At 56.8% G+C, this 12521-nt stretch carries 12 protein-coding genes; 5 read left to right on the top strand and 7 right to left on the bottom strand.

Features of this window, described 5'->3' with window-relative positions:
* Window position 1 precedes the first annotated feature (1 nt).
* Window positions 2–463 (top strand): COX15/CtaA family protein, encoded by a 462-nt coding sequence (locus HXY31_RS02730; protein WP_292639367.1) that lies wholly within the window; start codon window positions 2–4, stop codon window positions 461–463.
* Here HXY31_RS02730 and HXY31_RS02735 read toward each other — a convergent pair.
* The gene (locus HXY31_RS02735) at window positions 460–600 is read right to left on the bottom strand and encodes a hypothetical protein (protein ID WP_292639369.1); all 141 of its coding nucleotides are present in this window, start codon (window positions 598–600) and stop codon (window positions 460–462) included. The two genes, HXY31_RS02730 and HXY31_RS02735, sit on opposite strands and share 4 nt — an antisense overlap.
* A 77-nt stretch (window positions 601–677) precedes the next feature.
* Between HXY31_RS02735 and HXY31_RS02740 the strand changes: the two genes are divergently transcribed.
* The gene (locus HXY31_RS02740) at window positions 678–2147 is read left to right on the top strand and encodes a DNA-directed DNA polymerase II small subunit (protein ID WP_292639371.1); all 1470 of its coding nucleotides are present in this window, start codon (window positions 678–680) and stop codon (window positions 2145–2147) included.
* Here HXY31_RS02740 and HXY31_RS02745 read toward each other — a convergent pair.
* Window positions 2137–3408, bottom strand: coding sequence for an AAA family ATPase (locus tag HXY31_RS02745; protein ID WP_292639373.1), 1272 nt, complete (start codon window positions 3406–3408; stop codon window positions 2137–2139). The genes HXY31_RS02740 and HXY31_RS02745 overlap by 11 nt on opposite strands.
* Before the next feature lie 439 nt (window positions 3409–3847).
* Here HXY31_RS02745 and HXY31_RS02750 point away from each other — a divergent pair, with 439 nt between their 5' ends.
* The gene (locus HXY31_RS02750) at window positions 3848–4294 is read left to right on the top strand and encodes a hypothetical protein (protein WP_292639375.1); all 447 of its coding nucleotides are present in this window, start codon (window positions 3848–3850) and stop codon (window positions 4292–4294) included.
* Here HXY31_RS02750 and HXY31_RS02755 read toward each other — a convergent pair.
* Together HXY31_RS02755 and HXY31_RS02760 are read right to left on the bottom strand one after the other, a co-directional pair.
* Window positions 4224–4838, bottom strand: coding sequence for a helix-turn-helix domain-containing protein (locus tag HXY31_RS02755; RefSeq protein ID WP_292639378.1), 615 nt, complete (start codon window positions 4836–4838; stop codon window positions 4224–4226). The two genes, HXY31_RS02750 and HXY31_RS02755, sit on opposite strands and share 71 nt — an antisense overlap.
* A 53-nt stretch (window positions 4839–4891) precedes the next feature.
* Window positions 4892–5230 (bottom strand): hypothetical protein, encoded by a 339-nt coding sequence (locus tag HXY31_RS02760; protein ID WP_292639380.1) that lies wholly within the window; start codon window positions 5228–5230, stop codon window positions 4892–4894.
* A 115-nt stretch (window positions 5231–5345) separates the two neighbouring features.
* On the opposite strand from HXY31_RS02760, the gene HXY31_RS02765 reads away from it, so the two are divergent.
* Entirely contained in the window at window positions 5346–6095 is a 750-nt protein-coding gene (locus HXY31_RS02765) for a geranylgeranylglyceryl/heptaprenylglyceryl phosphate synthase (protein ID WP_292639382.1), read from the top strand.
* A complete protein-coding gene (locus HXY31_RS02770; RefSeq protein WP_292639384.1) occupies window positions 6096–9470 on the top strand; it encodes a DNA polymerase II large subunit in 3375 nt (1124 codons plus the stop codon). It abuts the gene before it with no gap.
* Here the strand turns inward: HXY31_RS02770 and HXY31_RS02775 are convergent.
* The 3 genes from HXY31_RS02775 to hisI form a co-directional block, all read right to left on the bottom strand.
* Window positions 9467–10798: a ThiF family adenylyltransferase gene (locus HXY31_RS02775; RefSeq protein ID WP_292639386.1), complete on the bottom strand. Its 1332-nt coding sequence runs from the start codon at window positions 10796–10798 to the stop codon at window positions 9467–9469. The genes HXY31_RS02770 and HXY31_RS02775 overlap by 4 nt on opposite strands.
* 5 nt (window positions 10799–10803) lie before the next feature.
* Window positions 10804–12021 carry a threonine synthase gene (locus HXY31_RS02780; RefSeq protein WP_292639388.1) on the bottom strand — a complete coding sequence of 406 codons (1218 nt, stop codon included), beginning with the start codon at window positions 12019–12021 and terminating at the stop codon, window positions 10804–10806.
* A gap of 160 nt (window positions 12022–12181) precedes the next feature.
* The gene (gene hisI, locus HXY31_RS02785) at window positions 12182–12517 is read right to left on the bottom strand and encodes a phosphoribosyl-AMP cyclohydrolase (protein ID WP_292639391.1); all 336 of its coding nucleotides are present in this window, start codon (window positions 12515–12517) and stop codon (window positions 12182–12184) included.
* Window positions 12518–12521: the final 4 nt, after the last annotated feature.

A 12521-nucleotide genomic window follows, 5' to 3' on the forward strand; every position in this document is an offset into this window, starting at 1 on the left:
GGTGACGCAAGAGGGAGCCGGACCGGAGCTGAAAAAGCCGGTCGTCGTTCTTGCCTTTGTTTCTATAGGGCTGGTCTATTCAACGATGCTCGTCGGGGTTTTCCTGAGCTCCGGCCCCATAACAGAAAACGGCATAGTGTGCACCGAGTGGCCGCTGTGCCCAAACGGCTTTGGGCCCCCTGAAGACCGGTATCTGATGGAGTACGTCCACCGGCTGATTGCCGCTATAACAGCTGCAGTGGTCTATGCCACGGCAGTCATCGTCCCGTCGAGGGCAAGGCTGGCCAAGAAGGTCGCCCTCATCGCGGCTGGTCTGGTGTCGCTGCAGATGTTGCTCGGGCTTCTCACGGTTCTGACGATACTAGAGCCGCTCGTCGTCGCGTCGCACCTTTCGACCGGCATCTCGCTTTTTGCATTCGGGCTCCTCACATTCTGGTGGGCCGGCGTCTGGAAAATGCGCTAGCGCCAGTGCACGCGCGAGTTTTCCGTAAACTCCCTGTCGTCGTCTGCAAGCGCGACTTTTTTGTGGCACTCGTCGCACAGCAGGTATTTTGAATCCTGCGGCAGCTCTTTTTTGCATCTCCCGCAGAACTTTTTCACGGCATAGCTTTTGCAGAGGCGGGATAAAACGCTATAGAAAAGCAATTAAGGGCCGGCCCGCAAGGGTACGCGGTTTCTTGGTACTGCAAAGTGAGATAAAGAGTGCCCTTTCGTATGCCACAAGCAAAGGGTACCAGATCCACCCCGACGCCTTTGCGATGCTAAAGGGCCTGCAGGGCGACCTGCTAAAGGCAGTGCAGGACATCATCAGGCAGAAAAAGTCCGGCAGTCCTGTTATTGTTGTTGACGACGTGAAAGGATTGATTGCGCCTGAAAGCGCGGCTGAAGCGCCGCCGGCCGAGCAGAAATCGGAGGTGCTGATGGACTCGTCGCCGGCGGTAAACACCGGCGAGGGCGTCGACGGCTATGCGCTACTGTTCAAGAGCCGCTATGAAAAGACGATGCGCATCCTGGCGCAGAGGCCTGACAGCAGGAGGATAGCCAAGATATCGACTGTAAAACAGAACGGCCGCTCCGGCAGCGTCAAGGGCGAGAGGAGCCTCGGCAACGCCGGCACCCAGATTATCGCCGGGCTCTTGATGTCGAGGCGGCAGAGGAAGAACGGCATAGAGCTTGAGATAGACGACTATACCGGCAGGATGCAGGTTATTGCAGCGACAGAAGATGCGAGAAAGGCCGCGTCGGCGCTTGCGCTCGACCAGGTCGTTATGCTCGAGCTTGAAAACGCCAAGGGCGTGCCCGGGCTTTCCATAAAGAGCGTGTTTTCGCCGGACATCCCCGACCACCTGCCGAGCAGGAGCAAGTCGGAGGCGTACGCGGTGCTCATATCCGACATGCACGTCGGGAGCAAGTATTTCATGGAGCAAGAGTTTCTGCGATTCTTGGACTGGCTGTCGTCTGACGACGACGTGGTGCGCAAGATAAGTTTCCTGTGCATCGGTGGCGACGTAATAGACGGCATCGGCATCTTTCCAAACCAGGACAAGGAGCTTTTGATGATGGATGCGGCAAGCCAGATGGGCCACGCCACGAAGTTGCTGTCGAAGATCCCAAAGCGAATAAAGACGTTCATAATCCCCGGCAACCACGACCCGGGCCGGCGGGCGCTTCCGCAGCCGGGATTCCCGCAGGCCACGTCGGGCGGGCTGTACGGCCTTGAGAACTGCGAGGTCCTCGGCAACCCGGCGATGGTAAGCCTCAACGGCGTCAAGGTCCTCATGTTCCACGGGCAGAGCCTCGACGACGTGATAGCGACGACGCCAGGCCTCAGCTACCAGCGGCCTGCAGAGGCGATGAAAGTGTTGCTGAAGGCGAGGCACCTCTCGCCCACCTACGGCGAGCGCACGCCCATCGCGCCCGAGGCCGAGGACATGATGGTGATGACAGAGATCCCGGACATACTGCATTCGGGGCACGTCCACGTGACCGACGTTGACAGCTACCGCGGGACGCTTGTTGTGAATTCCGGCGCGTGGCAGGCGCAGACAAAATTCCAGCAGACGATGGGCATCACGCCGTCGCCCGGCATCGCTATCGTCGTCAATTTAGCTACGATGCAGCCGTTCAAAAAGGACTTCAATCAATAAATTCTGAAAGCACCGGGTCGTCCTTGAGCGCGGCCTTTATGGTCGCAAGCGGGACCGTTGCCTTGATCTTTTGCGACCGGCCGTACCGCCCCTGGTTTATGATGTCAGTCGATATCAGGCCGAGCTGGTCCATCCTGCTTATTATCTGGGTCATCCTGCGCTGTGTGAGAGGGTCGTGGTCGGCCTGCCTGCATAGCGACGAGTAGATTTCGTATACCTCGCCGGTGTTGCCGTTCTTTGATCTTGTTATCGCCACCAGAACCAGCTTTTCGTGCAGCGTCGCGTTCTGGATGAAATCAAGGTTTTCGTCCTTCTCTATCTTTTCCTGCGCGGCGCGCACGTGCTTTTCTTCCACCTTGGCCGCGTGCGCCCGCTCGGCAAGCTCTGCTGCAACGCGCAGAAGGTTGATGGCCATCCTGGCGTCGCCGTGCTCCCTGCCTGCAAGCGCCGCGCACAGGTTGGTGGCGGCGTCGGTTACTGCGCCTTCGTTGAACGCTATCTTGATGCGCTCTGCAAGTATCTGCCTGAGCTGCTCGACAGAGTAGGAATTGAACACCATCTCCTCTTCAGACAGGCTGCTCCTGACGCGCGGGTCGAGCTTGTCCTTGAACGTGAGGCTGTTGGATATGCCGATTAGAGTGATGAACCCTCCTTTGGCCATGCGCTCGTTTGCCCTCGTGAACGAGTAGAGCACGTCGTCGCCGTTCTTGTCTACAAGCGAGTCAATCTCATCTATCACCAGAATCACGTGCATCTTGTTTTTCTGGATGAACTGCAGGATCCTGTCGGTGGCCTCGCCCATGGAAAGCCCGGTAAAGTGCACTTTCTTTTCCTGCCTGTTTATTCCGAGGTTCTCTGCGATTTCGTAGAGGATCTTGTAGGCGCTGTTGGCAAGTTTCGCGTTTATGACGGGCACCGTTATTTCGACGCCAAGCTCGCCGGCTTTTTTTATCAGCCTGTCAACGACTGACTTTACCACCGCCGTCTTACCTGTCCCCGGTTTGCCGAACAAAAGCAAATTCGACGGGCGCCCCGGCTCTTTTTTCAGGACAGTTGACAGCGTTTCTGCAAGGCCCCGCGCTTCTTCGTCCCTGAACGGAAGTCTGTCAGGCACGTAGTCTATAGTGAGTGCCTGCCTGCTCTTGACAAGCGACTTGCCGCTTGCGGCCCTGTCAAAGATGTTGTCGATGTCGCTCGTGCACCCGCACCCCTGTCTTTCCTTTCGAAATGTCTTGTTTGTTAAGGTTGCCTTAACACTCATGTTAACAGGGCGTTTTTAAACCGACGAATCAACCCTAGCTACTAAACGTATCAGCTGGTACGAGCTTGATAGGTGAGATGATGAGACGCGCTGTGGACAGGAAAGTAAGGGGTGGCTGTCTAGTTGAAAAAAGGCGCCGGTAACAGGCCTGTCAATAAAGTGATCATGGGCCATGGAAAGGAGCCCAAAAACGACCCCTTTGTTTCCACTGGAGCGTTAAGGTGGTGGTTAACAATGTTAACGGGCGCAAGGGAGACCCCTCCATTTCCACTGGAACCAGAAGGGCCGACTTTTCTACGGCAAAACAGGTTAACCGGGCAGGCTTGTTAACGAATCAGGCACGCGTCCCATGCACAGCTAACAACAGCTAGCTAAATTGTTATCATGTTTGACACAAGCTCTGTTAAGTGTTAAGGTGTTAGCTGGTGAACTACTTCCGATGCCAGGGCGTAAAAAGTTCCGCATAGAGCTGGAGGACGCCGAGGGGAGCAAGTACAACCTCTCTCTAGAGGGCAATATCTCCAAGGACAAGATAGTCAAGATAATGGAGTTCATGGACCTCCTCAACATGGAAGGCGAGGTGCCCCGTGACATCGAGATATCCAAGCCTGCGTCGGTGGGCGACAGGATATGGGCGCTTGTCGATGCGAAATTCCCGTACGGCAGCTTCACCTCGTCTGACATCCTTGAATTATACGAGGACTCGTACAACGAGCCGATAAAGCTGAGCATAATCTCCACTTATCTCTCAAGGTATGCAGAACGTGGCAGGCTCGTGCGAACCCGCCAGGGAAAAGAGTGGGTGTATAAAACCACTAGGCAGCCCGCTGCAGGCCGGGTGCCTGAGCAGGTCTCTCCTTCAGCCTCGCTTGACCCGCTTCAGTGATTGCGTAGCGGAACGGCTTGCTGTTCAGGTCTCTGCTCACGAGGCCGGCGTCGTGCAGCTTTTTCATGAGGCGCGCCGTGTGCTCGCGGGTCCTGCCAATAGCGCTCTGCACGTCGCGTGAAGTGCGGGGCCTCTCCATCAGCAGCTTCAGGATATAGTCTGTGGTGCCGTTCTGCGCCTCATCTGTGACCTGCGGATGCTGCGTGACTGCAACAGGCTCACTCACGGGCTGCGCGTGAGTCGGGGCCGGCTGTGACGGCGTCACGGTGGCGTGAGGTTGCGTGAGTGACTGGGACTTTGCCTCGACGATGTCAAGCCGGGCACGCATCTCCGCTATTACACGGTCATAGTCCTTGAGCCTGCGTGAATATTCCATCACGACTGCTTCGACCACGGTGTCGTCGGCGTGATAGTCACGCTTTGCGCCGCGACGAAGCTTGTTCACTGACATCACTGTGACAAGGCCGACGCCGTAGGAGAGCACGCCGTATATCACGTAGTCAAGGTTGATCGTGATGCCTACATAGGGTAACTCTAGGAACATATCACGACTTTGCCACCGAAAACCGTGATTTAATGTTACAGACCAAACTTTGTTTACAACTTGGACATTCTTTTTACAAGCGTGTCCATCACGGATATCACGTCGGCCAGGCGTGTTTCGTCGATGATGTCACTGGAATCTGCGCTCAATATCACGCCCAGTTGCTCTGCCAGGCGGGCCAGAGTGCCCAGCGCTTCGGGCTGGAGCACGCCCGTCGATTGCAGAAGGAGCACGCTGTAAAGCACGCCTGCCACCTTGTCCCTGCACTGCTTCACCTGCCTGTAATACGCTCCTGAACTGATGTTCTGCGCCCGGCCGCGCCTGTTCAGCTGGTTGGAAATTATCGCCAGCTGGCGCGGTGTAAATAGAGAATTTGCAACAAGCTGATTCAAAACTGCGTTAGATTTCGATCCTGACCCGGCCATGGCAGCTATACAGTTCTGTATACTGCGCCGTAATTAAACATTGCATACATTTTAAAATGCCCGGGCCCACTGTCAATGAGGCGTGACTGGCAAGGTAGAGCAGCAGCTCAAAAAAGAGATCGAGAAGCACGGCACGATATGCCTGCCGCTCATCGACTCTGAAAATTCAACCAACGCGGCTTCCATCGCCAAAAAGGTGGAGGAGGCCGGCGCGTCCGGCATCCTAGTCGGGGGCTCGTCGGCAATCGACCAGTTTGAACTCGCAAACGTGGTCTCTGAAATCAAGAAAAACGTCACAATACCCGTGATATTGTTCCCCGGCAACGTCACAGGCGTGTCACCAAAGGCGGACGCTATACTGTTCAGCTCGCTCCTCAACTCGGAAGACCCGTATTTCATCACGGGCGCCCAGGCGCTTGGCGCCCTTGCAGTCAAAAAGCACAGCATCGAGCCCCTGCCGACCGCGTACATCATTGTCGGCGAGGGGACAGCGGCCTGGTTTGTGGGCAGGGCCCGGGCGATACCCTTCAACAAGCCCAACCTTGCAGTGATGTATTCTCTTGCCGCTCAATACATGGGCATGAGGTTTGTCTACCTCGAGGCAGGCTCGGGCGCGTCCCAGAACGTCCAGCCAGAGATGGTGGCGGCCGTGAGAAAGTACTACGAGGGCACCCTCATCGTCGGGGGCGGCATAAGGAGCCCCGAGACGGCGGGCCAGATTGCAAAGGCCGGGGCCGACGCCATCGTCGTCGGGACCATGATAGAGAAGGACGGCCAGTGGCAGCAAAAGTTATCTGCAATGATAAAGGCAATGCGGCAGGCCCGGAAGTAAATGCTTGCAGAAGGACAGGCCCGCCTTGCGGACATCAGCATGCCGGCATATTATCGCCGGTACCAGCATAACATCTTGGAAAACGTGCAGAAAAACTACGAGCACGCGCTCTTGGCTAGACGCAAGGGCATAGACGTCGCCGGCGTAGTGGAACCCAAGATTGCTTTCGATCTGTCAGACAGGGTCGCAAAAATGCACAACATCGACATTGCCGACCGGCTGCGCGCGCTCTTGGGCCAGACGACGAAAGAAAAGGCCGCGCTGAAAATTGCAGAAGAAATAGCGCGAGGCGAGTACGGCTCTGGCGACTTGAAGACGCGCCTTGACAACGCGGTTCGCGTGTCGCTTGCAGTAGTGACAGAGGGCGTGACGGTTGCGCCCCTGCAGGGCATATCCGACGTCACGATAAAGAACAACGCCGACGGCTCTCAATACCTCTCTGTCTCGTTTGCCGGGCCGATAAGGTCTGCCGGGGGGACGGAGGCTGCTCTCACGATGCTCATAGCCGACCACGCAAGGAAGGTTGCAGGCCTCTCGCCATATATCGCCAACTCGTTTGACGACGAGACGGGCAGGTTTGTAGAAGAACTGCGCATCTACGAAAGGGAGGTCATGGGCTTCCAGTTCAAGGTGCTCGACGAGGACGTCGTGAAATGTATAGCAAGCCTGCCGGTAGAGCTTGACGGCGTGGACACCGATCCAGTCGACGTGGTGGGCCACAAGGGGATGAAGAGGATAGCGACAGACAGGGTGCGCGGAGGCGCGCTTCGCGTCATGAACGACGGGCTGATAGGCAGGAGCAGGAAGCTCCTGAAGCTTGTAGAAACTCTAAAGCTGGACGGCTGGCAGTGGCTCAAAGAACTGAAAGGCGCCATACAGACAGGCGACGACGACGCGGCGCACCACAGGATGTCAGAGGTCATCACCGGCAGGCCCGTGCTTTCGATGGTGAAAAAGGCCGGCGGCTTTAGGCTGCGGTACGGCCGGGCGTGCAACACCGGCTTTGCAACGACAGGCATCCACCCTGCAGTCCCGGCGCTTCTCAACTACGCGATCGTCGCCGGCACCCAGATCAAGATGGACATACCCGGCAAGGCCTCGACCATAGCGCTTGTAGACACCGTCGAGCCTCCAATTGTAAAGCTGGACGACGGAAGCGTGCTTGCCGTGACAAGCGTGGATCAGGCGGAAAAAATCAGGAAACACGTGGCAAAGATCCTGTACCTGGGCGACATGCTCATCAGCTACGGCGACTTTCTGGAAAACAACGCGCAGCTGCCGCCTGCAAGCTATGTCGAAGAGATATGGGCGCTCCAGCTGAAGCAGAAACTCGCCTCCGACATCGACACTGACCGCGACAGGCTGGTGCAGCTGGCAGAGAACCCCGCAATCATCCCAACAGTCAGCGAGGCGTTTGAGATAAGCAGAAAGCTCGGCATTCCCTTGCACCCGCGCCACTCGTTCTATTTTGACATCGTTACCGTGCAAGAATTGCTGTTGCTAAGGGACCGCATGAAGCAGGGCACGCTGCCAAACGAGCCGGCGGTAAAGGAAGCCCTGGAAAAGCTAGGCACAAGCCACTCTGTTTCTGGAGACAGCATAGTTCTTGACAAAGAACATGCAGAGTCGCTTTCGATCCTTTTGTCGGGCCAGCCGGCAGAGGCCAAGGACGCAGTCGAGCTCGTGACAAAGATGTCGGGCATAACCGTGATGCCCAAGTTCGCCTCGTCCATAGCAGTCAGGGTCGGCAGGCCGGAAAAGGCCGCCGAGCGCAAGATGAAGCCTCCCGTGCACGTGCTCTTTCCTATAGGCAACAAGGGCGGCCCGACGAGGGACATACTCAAGGCGGCGGCCGACGGCACGCTTTACACCGAGATTGCAAACCGGCACTGCGACGTATGCAACCTGCCTTCGCTTGGGACCCACTGCCGGTCCTGCGGCGCCCCGACGATGCTCCGCAACCTCTGCCCCGTATGCAAAGACGAGGTGGAAGAAGGCGACAGGTGCCCGCGCTGCGGAAAGGAGGGCAAGACCTACAGCTCGGCAAACTTTCCACTCAAGGAGATGATAGAGGCGGCGCAGAGAAAGGTGGGCGCAAAGGCGCAGGATCCGCTCAAAGGCGTCAAATCATTGATGAGCAAGCACAGGGCGGCAGAGCCGCTTGAAAAAGGGATACTGCGCCAAAAGCACGGGCTTTATGCGTTCAAGGACGGCACGATACGCTTTGACGCCACCAACGAGCCCCTGACTCACTTCAAGCCTGCGTGGATAGGCGCAAGCGTCGAGAAGCTGAGGGAGCTCGGCTACGTGCGCGATTACCAGGGCAAGGAGCTTGTTTCGCCGGACCAGCTGGTAGAGCTGATGATGCAAGACGTCGTCATCCCGCGCGACTCTGCAAAGCACCTGGTCAACACTGCCAAGTTCATCGACGAGGAACTGGTAAAGCTGTACGAGTGCGAGCCGTTCTACAACGTCGACACCATCGACGACCTGGTGGGCCACATGGTGGTGGGGCTTGCGCCGCACACGTCAGTCGGCGTGATGGGCAGGATAATCGGCTTTTCAGACTCGCAGGTCTGCCTTGCGTCGCCTATATGGCACTCGGCAAAGCGCCGGGACTGCGACGGAGACGCCGACTCGGTCATGCTCCTAATGGACGCTTTTTTGAACTTCTCGTTTGATTTCTTGCCGGACAAGATAGGTGGGCTGATGGACGCGCCGCTTCTCATACAGCCGACGGTCCTGCCGCACGAGGTGCAGCGCCAGGCGCACAACGTCGACATCGCAAGTTCGTATCCGCTTGAATTCTACGAGGCGACGTGGAAGCAGGCAAAGGCCGCAGAAGTAGCAAACATGATAGACATCGTCAAGAACCGCATAGGGGAAGAGTCGCAGTTTTTCGGGTACAACTTTACGCACATGACAAGCGGGCTTACGACAAAGGAGCAGAGGAGTGCGTATTCGACGCTCAACACGATGGATGAGAAGCTAAAGATGCAGTTTGACACCGCGAAATTGATAAGCGCAGTCGACGCCGACGAGGTCGCCGCGATGGTGCTGACCACGCACATTTTGCCGGACATCATGGGCAACATGAGGTCCTACTCGTCGCAGACGTTCAGGTGCACAAACTGCGGCGAGAAGTTCAGGCGCATGCCGCTTGTGGGCAAGTGCACCGAATGCGGAAACGAGCTGACGCAGACGGTGACAAGGGGCGCGGTGGAAAAATACCTGGGCATAGCGACAGGATTTTGCCAGGAGTACAGGATAAACGACTACCTGAAAAGCAGGGTGGACTCGCTTGCCACCGAACTGAAACTGATTTTCAAAGAAGAAAAGAAGATGCAGTCCAGCCTGACAGAGTTCATGGGCTAGGCGCTACTGACAAACGTGTTGTAGATCTCGACGGCGTCCTTCTCGTCCTTGGCGCCAACTATAGTCGCGGCGCCGCTTGAGAGGAAGCTGACAGACATCCTGTTGTTGTTTGTCGCCGTGATGCCGAGGTTCCCTCGCGTCCTCACCTGGTATCCAAGGGTCTCGGCCCTCTTGCTGATGCCAGAGAGGTTGACCGGCACGGGGTTTGCCGGCGTTATAGTCCAGGTCCTCTTGCCGCGGTCCCTGCCGCACAATTCCTCGATTATCAGCTCCTGCGCAGTCACCTGCTGGCCGTTTATCGTCCTTGTGGTCCCGCACGCGGGGCACTCGTCCTGCCTTGCAATCTGGACCTTTTCAAACGACAGCTCGTTCAGGTCGATGTACATCAGCTTGTTGACAAGCGTCGGCTCCTTGCCGATGATTATCTTCACAGCTTCTGACACCTGGATGCCGCCTACAAGGTACAGTATCGACGGGTGCACGCCTTCCGTGCTGCACGCCGGCATCTCTTCTTCATTGAGGGCCGGGAACAGGCAGCGCAGGCACGCGGTCTTGTTCGGGATTATCGTGGTGACGGAGCCGAGCATCCCGAGCGCGCCGGCGTAAATGAGCGGAATGCTGTACTTGATACACGCGTCGTTCAGCGCATACCTTGCGTCGACGCTGTCCAGCGCGTCTATCACGATGTCAAAGCCCTTGACAACGTTTTCTGCCGTGTACTTTGTCACAGAAGTAGGAACGGGCTCTATCTCGACGCCGGGGTTCAGCTTGCGCAGTCTTTCCGCCGCGGCTTCAACCTTCACCTTGCCGATGTCCTCCTCGGTGTACAGGTGCTGCCTGTGCAGGTTTGTCACCTCAATCACGTCCCTGTCGACGATGCGGAGCTTGCCCACGCCCATCGCGACCAGCTGGGTGACGACGGGGTTGCCGATGCCGCCTGCGCCTACCACGCACACCCTTGCCGCTCTCAGCTTCTCCATGCCCTCAAAGCCGATCTCTTCGAGCATCACCTGCCTCGAGTAGCGCTGCAGTTCGTCGCTTGTGAGCTCGGCGCCGCCTGCCACTGCCGGCAGGATGTACACCGCGTCGCCGTCCTTGAGCGCGGTGGTCATGCCGCCGGAAAAGCGCATGTTCTTGCCGTTGACATAGATGTTGATGAGCGACCTTGGCTTGCCGTTGTGGTCAAACACTCTGCGTTTAAAGTCGTCGCCCATCTGCTCCGACACCTTGTTGAACGCGTCTTGGAGGTCAGACGCCTCTACCGGGAGCTTTTTCTCGCCCTGCCCCTTGTTCAATACCGAAGGAACCGTGAATTCCACTTTTGCCATTTCCATCACTTTATCATTGCCGACACGACTGCGGCGTCAGGCTTGACAGCAGAGAGTTTTGGCAGCAGGCCTATAATCGCTTCTGTGGCCTTCAGCCCGTTGCCTGTAACATAGCACACGACCTTCTCGTCCTTGTCTATCTTGCCCTCGTCCACCAGCTTTTTCAGGACGCCTACAGACACGCCGCCTGCCGGCTCTGTGAATATTCCTTCTGTCTGCGACAATAGCATTATGCCGTCTGTTATCTCCCCGTCGTTCACTTCTTCGGCGATGCCGCCGTACTGCTTCAACCGCTTCAGGACGTACAGCCCGTCGCCGGGGTCGCCTATCGCAAGGCTCTTTGCTATAGTCTCCGGGCGCTCCACCGGGATGACTTCGTCGGATCCTTTCTTGAACGCGTCGACTACCGGCGCGCACCCGTGCGGCTGTGCCGCGACTATCTTCAGGTTCTTTATGCTGTCCACAAGGCCGAGCTGGTGCAGTTCTTCAAAGCCCTTGCAAATAGCGTTGAGCATCGCGCCCGAGCCCACCGGGATTATCAGCCTGTCGGGGACCTGCCAGCCGAGCTGCTCGGCTACCTCGTACGCCAGGGTCTTTGACCCTTCCACGTAGTAGGGCCTCATGTTGATGTTGACGATGCCGTAACCTTTAGAGTCGCCGATTATCGAGGCAATCCTGTTGGCGTCGTCGTAGGTGCCTTCCACTGCGACAAACTCGGCGCCGTACGAGAGCGCCTGCGCTATCTTTGCGTGCTCGATGTCAGAGGGCGCAAAGATGTAACAGGGGATTCCCGCCTTTGCCGCGTGCGCTGCGGTAGCAGAGGCAAGGTTTCCGGTCGACGCGCAACCCACCGCTTTCAAGCCAGTTTCTTTTGCCCTTGACACGGCGACTCCGGCCGGTCTATCCTTGAACGAAAAAGTGGGATTTACAGAATCGTTTTTGATGTATACGTCCTTGAGCCCAAGGCGCGCGCCCAGCTTGTCAGCATACTGCAAAGGAGTCAGGCCTGCGTGCAGGCTGACTATGTTGCTCTTGTCCTTTATCGGCAGGAGCTCGAAATAGCGCCAGTACGTCTTTTCCCTTGACTCAAAAGTGTGCCTGTTGACCTTTGGCTCGAGGTAGTGGACGTCGAGCGGGCCAAAGCACTCTTCACACACATAGCGGAACTGCGGCTCGTACTCCTTGCCGCACTCTCTGCACTTTAAGAACCTGATATTGCCCATGACTTACGCACCTTTCTCTGAAAGTTTATTATTAGAACTTCACTGGTCACATTTTAGTATTGCTTAACTTTTTTGCCCTTGCATATCGTGACACTTAACTGCCGTTTTTAGCTCAGATTTTTATCCTCTTGGCTGGAAAAGCTATAGAAATTGTGTGATATCACGCTTTTTCAACCATATTGTGGAAGCATGTGCGCTCCCCGGTGTGGCACATAGGCTTGTTCGAGTCGACTATGTACAATAACGCGTCAGAGTCGCAGTCGACCCGTATCTCGGAGACCGGCTGGACGTTGCCCGACTCCTCGCCCTTCATCCAGAGCTTGTTCCTCGAGGTGCTGAAGAACCAGGCGTTGCCCGTCTCGATGGTCTTGGCTAGGGCCTCCCTGTTGGCGTAGACGAGGGTTAGCACGTCCTTTGTCTTTTTGTCCTGCACGACCACCGGTATGACCCCGCCGCGCTTGGCAAAGTCCACGTCGTCTGCAGACTTGACGTTCATGTGC

It is taken from the genome of Nitrososphaera sp., from assembly GCF_013388945.1.
Lineage (GTDB): Archaea > Thermoproteota > Nitrososphaeria > Nitrososphaerales > Nitrososphaeraceae > Nitrososphaera.